General features: G+C 70.7%; 16 protein-coding genes. 8 read left to right on the top strand and 8 right to left on the bottom strand.

Annotated features, from left to right (window positions below):
* Positions 1 to 94: 94 nt before the first annotated feature.
* Positions 95 to 832 carry an ABC transporter permease gene (locus tag FHR32_RS39050; RefSeq protein WP_184759596.1) on the top strand — a complete coding sequence of 246 codons (738 nt, stop codon included), beginning with the start codon at positions 95 to 97 and terminating at the stop codon, positions 830 to 832.
* Between the two features lie 94 nt (positions 833 to 926).
* Here the strand turns inward: FHR32_RS39050 and FHR32_RS39045 are convergent, their stop codons facing one another.
* The 7 genes from FHR32_RS39045 to lon all read right to left on the bottom strand — a co-directional run bounded on the left by FHR32_RS39045 (position 927) and on the right by lon (position 10,380).
* Positions 927 to 2,258, bottom strand: coding sequence for a S1C family serine protease (locus tag FHR32_RS39045; RefSeq protein ID WP_184759594.1), 1,332 nt, complete (start codon positions 2,256 to 2,258; stop codon positions 927 to 929).
* A gap of 833 nt (positions 2,259 to 3,091) precedes the next feature.
* Entirely contained in the window at positions 3,092 to 4,645 is a 1,554-nt protein-coding gene (locus FHR32_RS39040; protein ID WP_184759592.1) for an acyl-CoA synthetase, read from the bottom strand.
* Between the two features lie 97 nt (positions 4,646 to 4,742).
* Positions 4,743 to 5,579 (bottom strand): MetQ/NlpA family ABC transporter substrate-binding protein, encoded by an 837-nt coding sequence (locus FHR32_RS39035; RefSeq protein ID WP_184759590.1) that lies wholly within the window; start codon positions 5,577 to 5,579, stop codon positions 4,743 to 4,745.
* A gap of 96 nt (positions 5,580 to 5,675) precedes the next feature.
* Positions 5,676 to 6,332: a methionine ABC transporter permease gene (locus FHR32_RS39030; RefSeq protein WP_184759588.1), complete on the bottom strand. Its 657-nt coding sequence runs from the start codon at positions 6,330 to 6,332 to the stop codon at positions 5,676 to 5,678.
* Between the two features lie 55 nt (positions 6,333 to 6,387).
* Positions 6,388 to 7,350 carry a methionine ABC transporter ATP-binding protein gene (locus FHR32_RS39025; RefSeq protein WP_184759586.1) on the bottom strand — a complete coding sequence of 321 codons (963 nt, stop codon included), beginning with the start codon at positions 7,348 to 7,350 and terminating at the stop codon, positions 6,388 to 6,390.
* A 353-nt stretch (positions 7,351 to 7,703) separates the two neighbouring features.
* Positions 7,704 to 7,946, bottom strand: coding sequence for a hypothetical protein (locus FHR32_RS39020; RefSeq protein ID WP_184759584.1), 243 nt, complete (start codon positions 7,944 to 7,946; stop codon positions 7,704 to 7,706).
* Positions 7,947 to 8,010: 64 nt separating this feature from the next.
* Positions 8,011 to 10,380, bottom strand: a complete 2,370-nt coding sequence (gene lon / locus FHR32_RS39015) for an endopeptidase La (protein WP_184759582.1) — start codon at positions 10,378 to 10,380, stop codon at positions 8,011 to 8,013.
* A gap of 194 nt (positions 10,381 to 10,574) precedes the next feature.
* Here lon and FHR32_RS39010 point away from each other — a divergent pair, with 194 nt between their 5' ends.
* From FHR32_RS39010 to FHR32_RS38990, 5 genes are all read left to right on the top strand, one after another.
* A complete protein-coding gene (locus FHR32_RS39010; protein ID WP_184759580.1) occupies positions 10,575 to 11,849 on the top strand; it encodes a sensor histidine kinase in 1,275 nt (424 codons plus the stop codon).
* Positions 11,846 to 12,502, top strand: coding sequence for a response regulator (locus FHR32_RS39005; RefSeq protein WP_184759578.1), 657 nt, complete (start codon positions 11,846 to 11,848; stop codon positions 12,500 to 12,502). Before FHR32_RS39010 ends, FHR32_RS39005 begins: the two co-directional genes overlap by 4 nt.
* A 110-nt stretch (positions 12,503 to 12,612) precedes the next feature.
* Entirely contained in the window at positions 12,613 to 13,353 is a 741-nt protein-coding gene (locus FHR32_RS39000) for an alpha/beta hydrolase (protein ID WP_184759576.1), read from the top strand.
* The gene (locus tag FHR32_RS38995; RefSeq protein WP_184759575.1) at positions 13,346 to 14,455 is read left to right on the top strand and encodes an acyltransferase family protein; all 1,110 of its coding nucleotides are present in this window, start codon (positions 13,346 to 13,348) and stop codon (positions 14,453 to 14,455) included. The genes FHR32_RS39000 and FHR32_RS38995 overlap by 8 nt, the downstream gene beginning before the upstream one ends.
* A 77-nt stretch (positions 14,456 to 14,532) precedes the next feature.
* Positions 14,533 to 15,186 (top strand): biliverdin-producing heme oxygenase, encoded by a 654-nt coding sequence (locus FHR32_RS38990; protein ID WP_184759573.1) that lies wholly within the window; start codon positions 14,533 to 14,535, stop codon positions 15,184 to 15,186.
* Positions 15,187 to 15,351: 165 nt separating this feature from the next.
* Here the strand turns inward: FHR32_RS38990 and FHR32_RS38985 are convergent, their stop codons facing one another.
* The gene (locus tag FHR32_RS38985) at positions 15,352 to 15,723 is read right to left on the bottom strand and encodes a DoxX family protein (RefSeq protein WP_184759571.1); all 372 of its coding nucleotides are present in this window, start codon (positions 15,721 to 15,723) and stop codon (positions 15,352 to 15,354) included.
* A gap of 92 nt (positions 15,724 to 15,815) precedes the next feature.
* On the opposite strand from FHR32_RS38985, the gene FHR32_RS38980 reads away from it, so the two are divergent.
* Complete coding sequence (locus tag FHR32_RS38980; protein WP_184759570.1) at positions 15,816 to 16,466, top strand: TetR/AcrR family transcriptional regulator; 651 nt, start codon at positions 15,816 to 15,818, stop codon at positions 16,464 to 16,466.
* 134 nt (positions 16,467 to 16,600) lie between these two features.
* Positions 16,601 to 17,194 carry a TetR/AcrR family transcriptional regulator gene (locus FHR32_RS38975; protein WP_184759569.1) on the top strand — a complete coding sequence of 198 codons (594 nt, stop codon included), beginning with the start codon at positions 16,601 to 16,603 and terminating at the stop codon, positions 17,192 to 17,194.
* Positions 17,195 to 17,287 lie beyond the last annotated feature (93 nt).

Here is a 17,287-nt window from a genome sequence, read left to right as displayed (position 1 = left end):
CACCCTCCCCCGCCGGCAGCGCACACCGGCGACCCCGGCCCGGTCCCTGTACGGCCCCGCTCCCACGCGTCCCGTCCCCCGAGAGGACACCCCCATGTCACTTCTTCTTACCCATACCCGGTATCAGTTACTGGAGACCGTCCGCGTGCCGATCGCGCTGATCGGAAACGGTTTCTTCCCCGCCGCCTCAATGCTCTTCTTCGTGGTGCCGTTCGCCGGAGACGATCCCCTCGGGGCCACTCTGGCCACCGCCTCGATGTTGATCTTCGCGGTGATGTCCAGCGGCCTGTTCACCCACGGCCTGGGGGTCTCCGAGGATCGCGCCCAGCCCTGGGACCCCTACACCCGCACTCTTCCCGCGGGCTCCTGGCCGAGGTTCGGGGCCCGGATCCTCACCGCGCTGATCATGACGGCGATCGGGATCGTGCCGGTGCTGATCGTCTCCGCACTGCTCACCGAGGCCACCGTGACACCCGGCCGGCTGCTGCTGGGCCTCGGAGCCCTGGTGGTCGCGTCGGTCCCGTTCCAGCTCCTGGGCCTGTTCATCGGCTACGCGCTGCCGTCCAAGGCCGCGATCGCGGTGGTGCAGCTGACACTGTTCCCGATGGCGGTGGGCGGGGGGCTGTTCATGAACCCGATGTACACCCCGGCGTTCATCGAGGTGGTCGCGCCCTTCCTGCCCAGCCGGGGCGCCGTCGAACTGGTCTGGGCCGCGGTCGGCCACGGCACCCCGGGGACCCTGTCGATGGCCATGTTCGGCGTCTGGACCGTGGTGGCCGGGGCCCTGGCCGTGTGGGCCTACCGGCGCGACGAGGGCAACCGCTTCTCCTGAGCGCCGCGGTCCGAGACGAGACGCTCTCGGGATGCCGGGAACGGCCGTGCCGCCGGGGTCACCGCGACCCCGGCGGCACGGCCGTCGGCGGGGACTACTCGCCGGTCTTCTCGGCGAGGGTCACCGTGGCGGTCTGGGGCCGGCCGTCGCGGACGTAGGTCACGGTCACCTTCTGCCCCGGCTTGAACCCGCGGACGGCGCCGACGACGGTGGTGCCGTCGTCGACCACGGTGTCGTTGATCTTGGTGATGAGGTCGCCCTGCTTGATCCCCGCCTGGGCTGCGGGGCTGCCCGCGGTCACCTCGCTGACCAGGGCCCCACTCGTGCCCTCGGCGGCGGAGGCGAGGGAGACACCCAGGAAGGCGTGGGTGACCTTGCCCTTCTCGATGAGTTGCTGGGCGACCTGCTTGGCGGTGTTGATCGGGATGGCGAAACCGACGCCGATGTTGCCCTCGCCGCCGTTGGTGGCGATGGCGGTGTTGATACCGATCACCTGCCCGGACGCGTTGACCAGCGCGCCGCCGGAGTTGCCGGGGTTGATCGCCGCGTCGGTCTGGATGGCACCGCCGATGGCCGTGGGCGCGCTGCCGCTCTGCTGCTGCTGGCCACCGCCCCAGCCCGGCGGGAGCTGTTGCTGCTGCTCGCCGCCGACGGTCACCGTGCGGTTCAGCGCGCTGACGATTCCGGCGGTGACCGAGCCGGACAGGCCGAGCGGGCTGCCGATGGCGAGCACGGAGTCGCCCACCTTGAGCCGGTCGCTGTCACCGATCGAGGCCGCGGTGAGGCCGGAGACGTCGTCCGCCCTGATGACCGCGAGGTCGGTGACGGGATCGGTGCCGACGACCTTTGCCCCGACGGACTTGCCGTCGCTGAACTTGACGCTCACCTGGGCGCCCTGACCCAGCCCGCCGGCCTCCACCACGTGGTTGTTGGTCAGGATCAGTCCGTCGGTCGACAGCACCACGCCGGAACCCTCACCACCGCCGGCACTGGTCTTGATCTGGATGGACACCACCGCGGGCTGGACGGCCTTGGCCACGTCGGCGACGGTGGTCACATTGCCGACCGGGTTGACGACCGGGCCGGCGGAGGAGGCGAGCGTGGTGCCGGAGCCGCCGAACGAGGTCGCGGCCAGGGCGCCCACCACTCCACCGCCGACCGCCATCGCGGCCAGCGCGAGCCCCGCCCCCACCTTCTGCCCGGTGGTCAGCCTGGCCCGCTGGGCGGGCACCGGGGCCGCGAGCGGTTCCGGCACCGGATGGATCAGCGTCGGCTGCGGCCCGGCGTCACCCGCGCTCTGGTCCGCCCCCCTGCCCATGGCGTACTCGCCGGTGCGCGGCGGCGTCTTGCCGAACTGGGTCCAGCCGTCGTTCCTGGGGGTCGCGTCGGCCGGAGTGGTGTCCTGCTCATTCTTGTTCGGGTCCATGTCTTCCCCCAAGTCTTGCGTCCGCCCGTGAGTAGCCGGGCGGCGACCGGTCCTCCCGGCGACTCAAACAATGCCTGAAGGCGCGTAAGAGCAGCTTAAGGGGATGATCTCGGTTGCCCGGATCCTCTGACGGCCGCTTTATCGAAGCTGGTCAAGACAGAGATCGATCTTGACCTGTCCGAGAAAATCGGCTCTTCCCGTGTCGCGCACCGGTGAATCCCCAACCAGATGCCCCGGCCGGGGATTCACCGGACAGGGCCTCTACCGTTGCGGAAGAACCGGTGGGGGCTGAGCGGCCCCGCACGTCGATTCCGCAGATACGGGACAGGCGACGGACGCCAGCGCGGGCATCATCTCCCCCTGGGCGTCCACCGCCGAGGGGCCCTTCCACGAGCTCTACGCGGCCGGCGCGGCCTACTACCCGCAGGTCATCGAGCTTCTCGCCGAAGCGGGCAGCACCCGGACCGGCTACCGCCCGCAACGGCGCCCTCCTCGTCAGCGCGGACGAGGGGAAACTGCGTGCGGCGCAGGACCGTGTCGAGGCCCGTGCCCGTACGGCCGATGCCGTCGTGGGCGAGGTCCAGCGCGTGGGCAACACGGACGCCCGCGCGGCGACGGCGTCCCCCGAGTGGAGGTGGGCCACGAACTGCTGGAGGCCGACGACTGGGACTGCGCCCGCTGCGCGACAGCGGTGTCGAACGGGTCCGGTTCAGGCCTTCGAAGGTCGCCTCAAAGCGTTCAGGGCGTGTGTAAGCCCGCGCGGTGCATTCGCCGGCCGCGAGGCGCTCAGTCGCGGTAGGCGGCCGTCGCGATCTGGACGGATGAGCCGGCCCTCAGACATCGGACTTGCCCGTCTGAGGCCGCGGCCAGTACTCGTCGCGCAGGAGGCGCTTGTAGAGCTTCCCCGTGGGATGACGGGGAAGCTCGTCGCGGAAGTCCACCGACGTGGGGCACTTGTAGGACGCGAGCCGGGAGCGGCAGTAGTCGATCAGCTCGGCCGCGAGCGCCGGGCCGGCGAGGTCCATGGAGACGGGCTGGACGACGGCCTTGACCTGCTCGCCCATCTCCTCGTCCGGGACGCCGAAGACCGCCACGTCCGCCACCTTCGGATGGACCGACAGGACGTTCTCGGCCTCCTGCGGGTAGACGTTCACCCCACCAGAAATGATCATGTAGGAGCGCCGGTCGGTGAGGTAGAGGAAGCCCTCCTCGTCGAGATAGCCGATGTCACCGAGGGTGGTCCACCCACGGCCCAGCGGGTCCCGCGAGGATCTCGTCTTGTCCTCGTCGCCGTGGTAGACGAACTGGGGGCCGTCTGCGAAATAGACCGTGCCGTGCTCACGCGGCGGCACCTCGTTGCCGTCCTCGTCGCACACGTGCACGACGCCGAGCAGCGAGCGGCCGACCGTGCCCCTGTGCTTGAGCCAGTCCTCCGGACCGACGTACAGGAAGCCGTTGCCCTCGGTCCCCGCGTAGTACTCGTGGATGATCGGCCCCCACCACTCGATCATCTCCTCCTTGACCGGGACGGGGCAGGGCGCGGCGGCGTGGATCGCGCACACCAGCGACGAGAGGTCGTAGCGTGTCCGCACCTGCTCCGGCAGCTTGAGCATCTTGATGAACATGGTCGGCACCCACTGCGAGTGCGTGACGCCGTACTTCTCGATCAGCGCGAGCGCCTGCTCGGGGTCGAACCGCTCCATCACCACGAGCGTCGCGCCCACGCGCTGGAAGTTCATGCAGTAGCGCAGCGGGGCGGCGTGGTAGAGCGGCGCCGGGGAGAGGTAGACGCTGTCGGCGGACGGCGCGAACAGGAACTGGATGAGCTGCAGCAACGGCCCCGGGGTGTCCAGCGTGGCCTTGGACAGGGGAGGCTTGACGCCCTTGGGCCGGCCGGTCGTGCCGGAGGAGTAGAGCATGTCCATGCCCTGGCACTCGTCCTCGATGGGGGTGGCGGGGTGGGAGGCCACCGCCTCCTCGAAGGAGTCGAAGCCGGGGGCGACACCGTCCAGCATGAGCCTGAGCTCGACCTTCGGCGTCGCGGGAGTGATCGAGGTGGCGACCTCGGCCAGCTTGGCGGAGGAGATGAAGACACGCGCCTCGCAGTTGTCGACGATGTAGGCGAGTTCGTCGGCCTTCAGCCGCGAGCCGACGGCCGTGTAGTACAGGCCGGACCGGTGCGCGGCCCAGGCGATCACCAGGAAGAGCGGATGGTTCTCCAGCATGAAGGCGATGTGGTCGCCCGGCTGGAGCCCCGCGGCGCGGAACAGGTGGGCGAGGCGGTTGGACTCCTCGTCCAACTCGCGGAAGGTCACGACCTGCCCGGAGCCCGCCATGATCACAGCGGGCTTGTCCGGCGAGGTCGCCGCGATGGCTCCCGGGTGCATAAAACCGAACATTACTCGGTTTGATGTTCGGTGAGAAGGCATGGAGGGGCCGTGGCCCCCGTGGTGCGGGAAGCCACGGCCCCTCCAGAGAGGGACGTCAGGAGGCGGGGATGACGGCTCCCTTGTAGGTCTGCTCGATGAACTGCTTCACCTCGGGGCCGGCGAGCAGCTTGACGAGCTTGACCACGCGCGGGTCCTTCTCGTTGCCGGCCGCCACGACCAGACCGTTGACGTAGGGGTTCCCCTCGGCCTTCTCCAGCACCAGGGCCTTGTTCGCCGGGTCGAGACCGGCCTCCAGGGCGTAGTTGCCGTTGATGACGGCCACGTCCACGTCCTCCAGCGAGCGGGGCAGCTGGGCGGCCTCCAGCGGCTGGAACTTCAGGTTCTTGGGGTTGCCGGTGACGTCACGCTCGGTGGCCGCGGTGCCGACCCCCTCCTTCAGCGTGACCACGCCGTTGTCGGCGAGCAGCTTCAGCGACCGTCCCAGGTTGGTGGCGTCGTTGGGCACCGCGACGGTCGCGTTCTGGGCCAGCGCGGTGAGATCGGTGAGCTTCTTGGAGTAGACGCCCAGCGGCTCCAGGTGGACCGGCTGGACGAAGCTCAGCTTGGTGCCCTTGGAGGCGTTGAAGTCGTCCAGGTAGGGCTTGTGCTGGAAGAAGTTGGCGCCGAGCTGGCCGTCGTTGAGCTGGACGTTCGGCTGGACGTAGTCGGTGAACTCGACGATCTCCAGGTTCAGCCCCTCCTTGGCCGCGAGCTTGTCCTTGACGAACTTCAGGATCTGCGCGTGCGGGACGGGGCTCGCGCCGACCTTGAGCACCTCGGCGGCGGAGGCCTTGCCCGTGTCTCCGGATGTGGCGGTCTCGGTCGAGCCGCAGGCCGTCAGCGCCAGGGCCAGGGCGGTGATCGCGGACGCGATCCCCATGAACTTACGCATTACGTGCTCCTTCGGGCGTGGAAAATCGGAGGGCCCTCCTGGCGGCAGGGTCCTGAAGGGTGGGAAACCCGCCCGGGACGGGTTTCCGTAAGAGGGTCAGCGACGCGCGAGACGGCGGGCGACGGTCTCGCCCAGGGTCTGCATGAGCTGGACGACGACGACCAGCACGACGACCGTGACCACCATGAGCGTGGTCTCGAAGCGCTGGTAGCCGTAACGGATGGCCAGGTCGCCCAGGCCGCCGCCGCCGATCGCCCCGGCCATCGCCGAGTAGGAGATCAGCGCGACCACGGTCACGGTGAGCCCCGCGACCAGGCCGGACATCGCCTCGGGCAGTAGGACCTTGCCCACGACGGTCGTACGGCTGGCGCCCATCGCCTGGGCCGCCTGCACCTTGTCCCTGCCGACCTCGAGCAGCGCGGTCTCCACCAGCCGGGCGAAGAACGGCGCGGCGCCCAGCGTCAGCGGAACCACGGTGGCGATCGTGCCGATGGTGGTGCCGACGATCAGCCGGGTCAGCGGGATCACCGCGATCATCAGGATGACGAACGGCAGCGAGCGGCCGATGTTGACGACCAGTCCGAGCACCCGGTTCAGCGTCCACGAGGGCAGCAGCCCGTCCCTGCCGGTGACGACCAGCGCCACCCCGAGCGGCAGGCCGATCAGCACGGTGAACAGGGTGGACCACAGCACCATCTGGACCGTCTGCCAGGTCGACTCCCACAGCAGGGGAACCATCTCGTCCCATGTCATGCGATCTCCCCCGCCGGCCGCAGCCTCTCGACGCCGTGCCCTCCGGTGTACGCGCTCAACGGCTCTCCTCGACCAGCAGGCCGCGCTCGGACAGGTAGGTCAGGGCGGCGGCGCGCTCGTCACCGGTGAGGCGCAGGCGCAGACGCCCGACGGAGGCGCCGGCCACCTCCTCCAGTGCCCCGCCGAGAATGTTGACGTCCACGTCGAACTTGCAGACCACTTCCGAGACCACGGGCTCGTCGGCCTGCCCGGTGAAGGTGATCGTGACGCTGCCGGGATCCGGTGCGGGGAGGGGGAACAGCTCCGCGGTGAGACGGGAGCCCGGCCTGGCGATCAGCTCCGGGAGCGCCCCGGACTCCTCTATCCGGCCGTCACGCATGATGGCGGCCGAGTCGCAGATCGACTTGACGACGTTCATCTCGTGGGTGATCAGTAGGATGGTCAGGCCGAGCTCCCGGTTCAGGCTTCTGAGCAGCGCCAGGATCGACTGCGTGGTGCCCGGGTCGAGCGCCGAGGTGGCCTCGTCCGACAGCAGCACCGAGGGACTGCCGGCCAGCGCGCGGGCGATGCCGACCCGCTGCTTCTGCCCGCCGGACAGCTGGGCCGGGTGCGCTCCGGCCTTGTCGGCCAGCCCGACCAGCTCCAGCAGCTCGGCGACGCGCCTGGCCCGTTCGGCCTTGGCGACCTTCATGACCTCCAGCGGGAAGGCCACGTTTCCGGCCACCGTACGGGAGGACAGCAGCGCGAAGTGCTGGTGGATCATCCCGATCCGCTGCCGGGCGCCGCGCAGCTCGGCCTCCCGCAGCGCGGTCAGCTCCCGCCCGGCCACGGTGACGGTGCCCTCGGTGGGCCGTTCCAGCAGGTTCACGCAGCGCAGCAAGGTGCTTTTGCCGGCACCGCTCTGCCCCAGCACACCGAAGATCTCACCCTCGCGGACGTGGAGGTCGACGCCGTCGATGGCGACCACCTCGCGCCCCCGATCTCGATAGACCTTCCGCAGGCCCGACACATCAATCACAGCTTGTTCCCCAACACGAGTGGATCGTCGAAAAGATCTCAGGACCTGGGGAGGGCTAGCGGGTGCCGGGGTGGAAGGGGCGGTGGCTCAGACGGCGCAGGATGAGGTCATCCGCGGGGCAGGTCATGGTCTCGGAGCTTTCGTGAGAAGCGCGGGCGGGGTCCGGAGGCTCGGCGCGTTCAGCGCACGGAGCACATGCGGCACATGGCACACATGCTCGACATCTCGCGCATGTCACAACACGTGCCTCGCCCCTGCGAAGCCATGCGGGTATGACGTGCCACGCTCGTTTTCACGTCTGCGTCAACACAGACCCCGGTTACCCCTATTCCCGACACGTTATGTGATGTCGGTCACCCGTTCCGACAAGGGTCACGGAGCGGAGCGGCCCGGGCGGCGGAGTCGTCCTTGATCGCCTGCATCCTCGGGCCGGGCGCGTAGAAACGCCCCTTGGTCTCCCCGTACGACCGCAGCCAACCCTTGGCCGCGAGTTCGCGCAGGTCCCTGGCCGCCTGCCCCTGGCTGAGCGACTCGTCCAGCTGGTACCGGGTGCGGCGCAGCCGCCGGGTGACGAACACCTCGTACAGGGCGGACACGGTCCGGAGAAGGGGACGGCCCGTCCTCTCCTCGGAGGACGGGCCGACTTCGGGGGAGACGGGGTCAGGCGACGACGCGCTCGGCGACCTTGGCCGGGGTGAGCGCGATCTCCAGGACCTCGCGCACGTCGCTCACCACGTGAACGGTGAGCTCGTTGCGCACGGCCTCGGGGACGTCGTCCAGGTCGGGCTCGTTGCGGGCCGGGATCAGCACGGTGGTGATGCCCGCCCGGTGGGCGGCCAGCAGCTTCTGCTTGACCCCGCCGATGGGCAGCACCCGGCCGGTGAGGGAGACCTCGCCGGTCATGGCCACGTCGTTCCTGACCGGGCGGCCCGAGAGCAGCGAGGCCAGGGCCGTGGTCAGGGTGACACCCGCCGACGGGCCGTCCTTGGGAACCGCGCCCGCGGGGAAGTGGACGTGCACCGAGCGGTCCTTGAGGGACGCCACCGGCAGTTCCAGCTCCGCGCCGCGAGAGCGCAGGTAGGACAGCGCGATCCTGGCCGACTCCTTCATCACGTCACCGAGCTGACCGGTCAGGGTCAGGCCGGTGTCGCCGGTCTCCGGGTCGGCCAGCGACGCCTCCACGTAGAGGACGTCGCCACCGGCGCCGGTGACCGCCAGGCCGGTGGCCACACCGGGCACCGACGTACGCTGGCGGGACTCCGGGAGCGAGGACTCCGGCACGTGGCGCGGACGGCCGAGGTAGGGGACCAGGTCGCCCACCGTCACGGGCAGCTCGCCCTCGCCGAGGGCGACGTTGGCGGTCACCTTGCGCAGGATCCTGGCGATCGAGCGCTCCAGGGACCGGACTCCGGCCTCCCGGGTGTATTCGCCCGCCAGCCTGCGCAGCGCGTCCTCCTCGACGGTGACGTCGGCGGCGGTGAGGCCGGCCTTGTCGAGCTGGCGCGGGAGCAGGTGGTCGCGGGCGATCACGACCTTCTCGTCCTCGGTGTAGCCGTCGAGCGTCACGATCTCCATGCGGTCCAGCAGCGGGCCGGGGACGGCCTCCAGCACGTTGGCGGTCGCCAGGAAGAGCACGTCGCTGAGGTCGAGCTCGACCTCCAGGTAGTGGTCGCGGAAGGTGTGGTTCTGCGCCGGGTCGAGCACCTCCAGCAGCGCGGCCGTCGGGTCGCCCCGGTAGTCGGAGCCGACCTTGTCGACCTCGTCCAGCAGCACGACCGGGTTCATCGACCCGGCCTCGCGGATGGCGCGGACGATCCGGCCGGACTGGGCGCCGACGTAGGTGCGCCGGTGACCGCGGATCTCGGCCTCGTCGCGGACGCCGCCGAGGGCGACGCGGACGAACTTACGGCCCATGGCGCGGGCCACGGACTCGCCCAGCGAGGTCTTGCCGACTCCGGGAGGGCCGGCCAGCGCGAGCACGGCGCCGCTGCGGCGCCCGCCGACCACGCCGAGACCCTTCTCGGCCCGGCGGCCGCGGACGGCGAGGTATTCGATGATGCGGTCCTTGACGTCGTCGAGGCCGGTGTGGTCGGCGTCCAGGACGGCGCGGGCCGCGGCGATGTCGTAGGAGTCCTCGGTCCGCTCGTTCCACGGGATGTCGAGGACGGTGTCGAGCCAGGTGCGGATCCAGCCGGTCTCGGGAGACTGGTCGGAGGTCCGCTCCAGCTTGTCGACCTCCTTGAGCGCGGCCTCGCGCACCTTCTCGGGCAGGTCGGCGGCCTCGACGCGGGCGCGGTAGTCCTCCTCCTCGGTCTCCGGGGAGGTGCCGTTGAGCTCGGACAGCTCCTTGCGGACCGCGGCGAGCTGCTGGCGGAGCAGGAACTCCCGCTGCTGCTTCTCCATGCCCTCCTGGACGTCCTTGCGGATCGTCTCGGCCACGTCGAGCTCGGCCAGGTGCTCACGCGCCCACTCGACCAGCTTCTCCAACCGGTCGGCCGGGTCGGCGGTCTGAAGGATCTCGGCCTTGCGCGGCGTGCCCAGCCAGGGGGCGTAGCCGGAGCTGTCGGCGAGGACCGACGGGTCGTCCATCTGGTTGACCGCGTCGACGACCTGCCACGCGCCCCGCTTCTGCAGGATGGTGGTGGTCAGCGCCTTGTACTCCTTGGCCAGTTCCTCGGCGCGCTCGCCCGCCGGGACGGCCTCGACCAGGGTGGCCTGCACCCACAGGGCCGCGCCGGGGCCGGTCGTGCCGGTGCCCACGCGGACGCGGTCGACACCGCGCACCACCGCGGCGGGCTCGCCACCGGGCAGCCTGCCCACCTGCTCGACGACGGCACGGACGCCCACGGAACCGTATCGCCCGTCGATCCGGGGAACGAGCAACACTTCCGGCTTGTTGTCGCTGAGTGCCTGAGCCGCGTCGATCGCAGCCCGGACCTCGTTCTCCGACAGGTCCAACGGAACCACCATGCCCGGCAGCACGACCTCGTCGTCGAGCGGAAGGACCGGGAGGATCAAGCTCTCACTCATCTGAACTCCAAAGGTTGAGTTACATCGACTCAATTAATGGGAGCCTTAAAATGTTCCCGAGATTGAGCGTGTTCGCTGTGAGCGATCGTAATTGTGTAATTATCCCTCTCCGGCAGCCGTAGCTCCCAGGTGTGACGGGGGGGATCACCCATGGGTGTGACGCCGGCCGGGCCGCGCCCGCCTAGGCTGGCCGGGTGAACCTGCCCGCCGGCCTCGTACGGCTCACCCGGCCGCTGGCCCTGGCGGTGGTCAGCGGGAAAGCCGATCCCCCGTTCCCGCGCTCTCGCGGCCTGCGGATACCGATTCCCGCGTCCCTGGGGCTCCTGCCGTTCCGGACCGTCGACCTGGTCGTGGTGGCCAACCTGCTGATCTTCTGGTTCGCATACAGCGGGAACCTGTCCGCCTTCCTGGAGAACAACGGGGCGCCACCCGCCCCCTACCCTGAGTGGCAGATCTACTATGCCGTCGCGGCCTGCGCCCTCCCCCTGCTGCTACGTGAGCACTGGCCGCTCGCCGCATGGCGGATCAGCGCGGTGGCCATGGTCACCACCGCTCCGCTCACGGACACCCTGCTCGGCAATCCCGTGCCGGTCATCGGGATCCTCACCTATCTCCTCGTCGTCTACTCCGTCGCCGTCCGCTGCGAGCGGGATACCACTCTGGGCGTGTGGATCGCCTCCGTGCTCTGCATGGCGATCTCGCCCTCCAGCAGGGACGAGATCGTCATAGCCGCGATCCTGCTGGGCGTCACAGCGCTCTTCGGCTACAACGTCCGGACCAGGCGGCTGGCCACCAGGCGGCTGGCCGAGGAGGAGCAGCGCAGCGAGCAGGCGCTGGCCGGACAGGCGGTGCTGGAGGAGCGGGCCAGGATCGCCAGGGAACTGCACGATGTCGTCGCCCACCACATGTCGGTGATCGCCATCCAGGCGGAGGCCGTGCCACTGCAGGCGGCCGGGGACGCCAGGCGACTTGAGGAGGGGCTGGGCGAGATCCGCGCGCTCTCGCTCACGGCCATGACCGAGATGCGCCGCGTGCTGGGCGTGCTCCGCGACGGGGACGGGCTCACCGAAACCGCGCCGCAACCGGGCCTCGGCCGCCTGGAGGAGCTGATCGCCACCGCGCGCTCGGCCGGGCTCGCCGTGACACTCAAGCTGGGCGGCGACTTGACCGGGTTGCCCACGGCGGTGAGCCTGTCCGCCTACCGGATCGTGCAGGAGTCGACGAGCAACGCCATGCGGCACGCACCCGGCTCGACCGTCCTGGTGAAGATCAACCGCTCCGGCGCCGAACTTCACATCAATGTGACGAACGACGCCGGATACCGCTCCCCCACGGAACCGGGACACATAGGGCACGGCCTGATCGGGATGCGGGAACGGGTGTCCATGCTCGGCGGACGCCTGTGGGCCGGACCGGTAGGGACAGGCTTCGCGATCACTGCCATACTGCCGATCGTGGAGGCCACGTGACGATCCGGGTGCTCATCGCCGACGACCAGGGCATGGTGCGGACTGGATTCACCGTCTTCCTGGGCGCGCAGCCGGACATCGAGGTCGTGGGCGAGGCCGCCGACGGACGCGAGGCCGTGACCCGGGCGGCCGAGCTGCGGCCGGACGTCGTGCTGATGGACGTGCGGATGCCGGTCATGGACGGCCTGGCCGCGACGCGGGAGATCCAGGCGTCCGGGGACTTCCCGCCGAAGATCCTGATCCTGACGACGTTCGACCTCGACGACTACGTCTACGAGGCGCTGCGGGCCGGAGCCAGCGGGTTCCTGCTCAAGGACGCCTCCGCCCAGCAGCTCGCCGAGGCGGTCCGGGTGGTGGCCTCCGGGGAGGCGCTGCTCGCACCCTCGGTGACCCGGCGGCTGATCACGGAGTTCGCCCGCGTCGGACCGCGCCGCCCGCGCGGCCGGCTGGACGACATCACCGAGCGGGAGACCGAGGTGCTCACCCTCATCGCCCAGGGCCGTTCCAACCAGGAGATCGCCGAAGAGCTCGTGCTGTCGGAGCAGACCGTCAAGACCCATGTGGGGCGGATCCTGGCGAAGCTGAACCTGCGCGACCGCGCCCAGGCGATCGTCCACGCCTACGAGACGGGCCTGGTCCGCCCCGGCGGGTGACCCCCCTCACCCCAGGGAGGGACCCGCGGGGTGAGCACCGCGGGACGACGCCGACGACGGATCTTGGTCCCTAATGTCCTGTCCGGTTCCCCAACCGGACAGGAGGCTCCATGTTCCGCCGCGCGCTCGCCGTGGTCACCGCCGCCGCGCTCACCTATGTGATCGTCCCCGCGCCCCCGGGCGACCGCGTCGTCAGGATCTACGGCGATCTCCGTACGGCCGAGCACGTCGCGGTCGTCGTCCCGGGCTCCGACACCACGGTCGCCAGCTTCGACGGCGGCAGGGCCAAGGCGTACAGCACTCCGGGCGGTGGCGCCAAGGCGGTGCTGGCCGAGGCGCGGGCGCTGGACCCCGGGGCCCGGCTGGCGGTGGTGGCCTGGCTCGGATACGACAGCCCGGCGACCGTCAGCCTTGAGGTGGTGACCAGCGGGGCCGCCGAGAGAGGAGCCGTGGCGCTGCGGCGATACATCGCCGAGACGCTTGCGGGCAAGCAGGTCAGCCTGCTGTGCCACAGCTACGGGTCGGTCGTGTGCGCCAAGGCCGCGCCCGGGCCGGGTGTCGCGAGCATGGCCGTCGTCGGCAGTCCCGGGCTCGGCGTCTCCGCTGCGTCCGAGCTCGGCGACGTCCCGCTCTGGGTGGGCAGCGGCAGCCGGGACTGGATGCGTGATGTGCCCAAGCTCCGGATCGGCCCGCTCGGCTTCGGCCCCGACCCGGTGGACCCGTCCTTCGGCGCCCGGCTGTTCGCGGCGGGCGACGCCGGGCACAGCGACTACTTCGCGCCCGGCGGCGTGTCCCTGCGCAACCTGACCCTGATCGCCCTCGGCCGGACGGGCGAGGTGTCACGTGGTTAGCGTCGCCGCCCGGATCGAGGCAGCCACCCCGGCGGGCAGGGACCGGGGAATGGACGCGCTGCGCGCGCTGGCGATCCTCGGAGTGGTCGCGGGGCACTGGCTGGTCACGGCATGGGTGCACGGGCCCGGCGGGAAGGTGTACGTCTCCAGCCCGCTCAGTTACCTGCCCGCGCTCACTCCCCTGTCGTGGGTGCTGCAGACCCTGGCGGTGTTCTTCTTCGTGGGCGGCTACGCCGCGGCCCGGAGCCTGCGGTCGGCCGTGGACCGCCCTGCCTGGGTGCGGGCCAGGATGGGACGGCTGCTGCGGCCGGTGGTGCCGCTCGCCCTGCTCTGGACGGGGGTCGCGGCCGGCATGGCGCTGCACGGCCTGCCCGAGCGGGCGGTCAGGTCTCTGGTGCTTCCGGCCGTCGGGCCGCTGTGGTTCCTGGCGGTCTTCGCCGCGCTCAGCGCGGCCACCCCGCTGCTCCTGCTCCTGCGGCCGGGCGCCGTGGCCGTCTCGGCGGTCGCGGTCGTGCTCGTGGTGGACGCGCTCAGGTTCGGGCAGGGGGGACCGGACTGGCTGGGATGGGTGAATCTGGCGGCCGGGTGGCTGGTGCCGTACGCGCTGGGGATCTGCTGGGCGAACGGTGCGCTCACCTCACGCCGGGCGGCGGCCGGTCTGCTGGCGGGCGGGACGGCCGGGGCCGTGGTGCTGGTCACCGGGTTCGGGTATCCGGCCAGCATGGTGGGGGTGACGGGGGCGAAGCTCTCCAACCTGAGCCCGCCCACGCTCGCCGTGGTCTGCTTCGGCATCGCGCAGGTGGGGCTGGCGCTGCTGGCCCGCGAACCGCTGGCCCGGTTGATGCGGCGGCCCCGGATCTGGGCGGCGGTGGCGCTGGCCAACCTGTCGGCGATGACGATCTTCCTGTGGCACCAGACCGCGCCGGCCGTGACCGTCCTCGCGGCGCTGCGTTTCGGTGACGTGCCCGGCCTGCTGGCACCGCCCACCGAACCGCTCTGGGTGCTGCACCGGCTGGCCTGGCTCCCGGTGTTCGCCGCGCTGCTGGGTGTGGCGTGGCTGTCCCCTCTCAGACGAGGGAGTTTTAATGACAGAGTGTCGTGATCAGCTTGACGGAGCCCCGCAGTTTTTGTGACACTATGTCATGAAAGATATGGAAGGCCCGTCGACGTGGAGTGATCATGAGCGAGTCGCCGTTCTCCGAAGTGCTCAGGGACGCCACCCGGGGCGACCACGGGTCCGCCGAGGACGAGAGCTACCTCAAGGCTCTGATGGCGGGCGAGCTCAGCCGCGAGGCCTACGGGGAGATGGTCGCCCAGCATTACTTCGCCTACGCCGCGCTCGACGGCGCCTCCCGGTCGCTCGCCGGCGACCCGGTCGCTGCGCCGTTCGTCCTCCCCGAGCTCTACCGCGAGGAGGCGCTGGCCCGCGATCTGGAGACGATCTACGGTGCCGACTGGCGGAGCAGGATCGCGCCCTCCAAGCCGACCCGGACACTGGTCGCCCGGATCAACCAGGTCGCCACCTGGCCGGGCGGCTACGTCGCCCACCACTACACCCGTTACATGGGAGACCTGTCCGGCGGGCAGTTCATCCGGATGGAGCTGCAGAAGATCTACGGCTACCAGCCGGGTGGCGGCGTCGACTTCTACCTGTTCGACGAGGTCGGCAGCCTGCCCCGGTTCAAGAACGAGTATCGCGCCCGGCTGGACGCCCTGCCCGTGGACGACGACGAGAAGCGGCGGATCATCCGTGAGACCAGGCTCGCCTACCTGCTCAACACCGAGGTGCTCGGCGACCTCGGCCGGGTGGTGCGGGCCGGGCTCGCGGCGTGACCTCCCCCGCGCCTCGCCGGACAGGGCGCTCCGGTACGGCGTCGCCGTACCGGAGCGCCCTGTCGCCGGAAGGGGTGCGGCCGTGAGTTCTCACCGGGCATCGAGGCCCCAGACCCGCCATGACAAGGACACGGGCCGCTCCCCGGGAAGACACCGCGAGCCCTCTCAGAAGGCGTAGGGCCCGAACCGGCCCCAGGCCACGAAGGCGGCCAGCGCGAGGAGCACGACGTTGACGGCGATGCCGGGATATTCCCCGCGTCGCGCGTGCACGACCGCGGCGGCGATCATGGTGATCACCAGGCCCACGGCGGCGAGCGGGGTCAGCACGGGCAGGATCCCGGTGACCGCGGGCGCGATCAGCCCGATCGCGGCCAGCACCTCGACGGTTCCGATGGCCTTGACCTGGCCGTCGGAGAAGTCCTGCACCCACGGCATGTTGCCGGCCAGCTTCTCCCGGGGCTGGGTGGCCTTGGTGAGGCCACCGAAGAGGAAGGCTGCGGCGAGCAGTCCCTGGGCGATCCAGAGGGCGACGTTCATGATGAGCTCCGAAGAATAAGTGAAGGCGACCCTTCGCTTGATACGGACCGTAGCATAAACGCAGGATTGCCTTCACTTCATAGAATCGACGCATGGAATCGTGCAAGCGGCGGGGGCTGCGCAAGGACGCCGAGATCAATCGGGAGCGCATCCTGGAGGCCGCCCGAGCCGCCTTCGGCGAGCGGGGTCTCGACGTCCCGCTGGAGGAGATAGCCCGCCGGGCCGAGGTGAACATCGCCACCCTCTACCGTCGCTTCCCCGACCGGGAGGCGCTCATCGAGGCGATCCTGGCCGACCGGATGGCCCAGTTCGCCGACGCCGCCGAGAAGGCGGTGCGGGCCACCGACCCCTGGGAGGGGTTCCACGGGCTGGTCGAGCACATCTGCGGCATGCAGGCGGCCGATCAGGGGGTGACCGAGGCCTTCACGGTCTGCTTCCCCGGCTCCCGGTCACTGGAGGGCCCGCGCGAGCGGGCGATGGCGGCGACGGACCGGGTGATCGAGCGCGCGAAAGCCGCGGGGACGCTGCGTGCCGACTTCACCGGCCAGGACCTGATGCTGATCCTCATGGCCAACGCCGGGGTTCTCGGCGCGACCCGCTGCGCGGCCCCGGAGGCGTGGCGGCGGCTGGTCTCCCTGATCCTCGACGCCTGCCGCGCCGACCGGGCCGGTCTCCCCCTCCCTCCCGCCCCCACGGCCGAGAGTCTGCACGCCGCGATGCTCGCGACCCGCCCGCACCGCTGACCGACACCGACCCGGCACCGCCCCGGCACCGACGCGGAGTCGCGGAAACACGGACGGGACCGGGAAGGCTCGGAGGCTGAGGCCGTACGGCTCATGGGCCGTCCGCGCCGCCGCCCCTGTGCCACCATGGGAGCATGCCCCGGATTTCGGCCCCGACGATCGGCGAGCACCGCGCCCAGACGCAGGACCGCATCCTGCAGGCGGTCTCGCGCCTCTCCCGCGACCAGGGCATCGACACCATCTCGATGACCGACGTGGCGGGCGAGGCCGGGATCACCAGGACCGTCCTCTACAACTACTTCCCCGACAAGGCCGCCCTGCTGCTGGCCTTCACCGAGCGGGTGACGCACTACTTCATCGAGAGCTACGAGCGTGAGCTGCCCGAGCAGGCCTCCCCCGCCGAGCGGCTGCGGGCGTTCGTCCGGCTCCAGCTCGCCGGGCTGCTCGCCCATCCCCACCCCGGCCCCGCCGACCTGTCGGCGGCCCTGGGGCCCGACGCCTACCAGCGCCTGGCCGACCACGTCGCGCCGATGCAGGACATCCTGACGGGCATCATCGACAGCGGAGTGGCCTCGGGTGACTTCGAGGCCCCCGACGTGGCCGCCGCCGCCCGGATGATCCTCGCCGTCATCGGCGCCGAGCGGATGCCCCTGCTCAGTGGCGCGGTGACGCCGGAGGAGGCCGGGGAGACCGTCTGCGGGTTCCTGCTGCGGGGGCTGGGCGCCTGACGCCCGTCCCGGTGAAGCCGCGCGGAGCGCCGGCGTCATGACCAGGCCCGCCTGGCGCGCCTCCCGGTCCGTCGCGCGATCCACCGCCTCCGG

The organism is Streptosporangium album, from assembly GCF_014203795.1.
Lineage (GTDB): Bacteria > Actinomycetota > Actinomycetes > Streptosporangiales > Streptosporangiaceae > Streptosporangium > Streptosporangium album.
The sequence above is the reverse complement of the archived record's forward strand: the minus strand, read 5'-3'. Positions and strand labels throughout refer to the sequence as shown.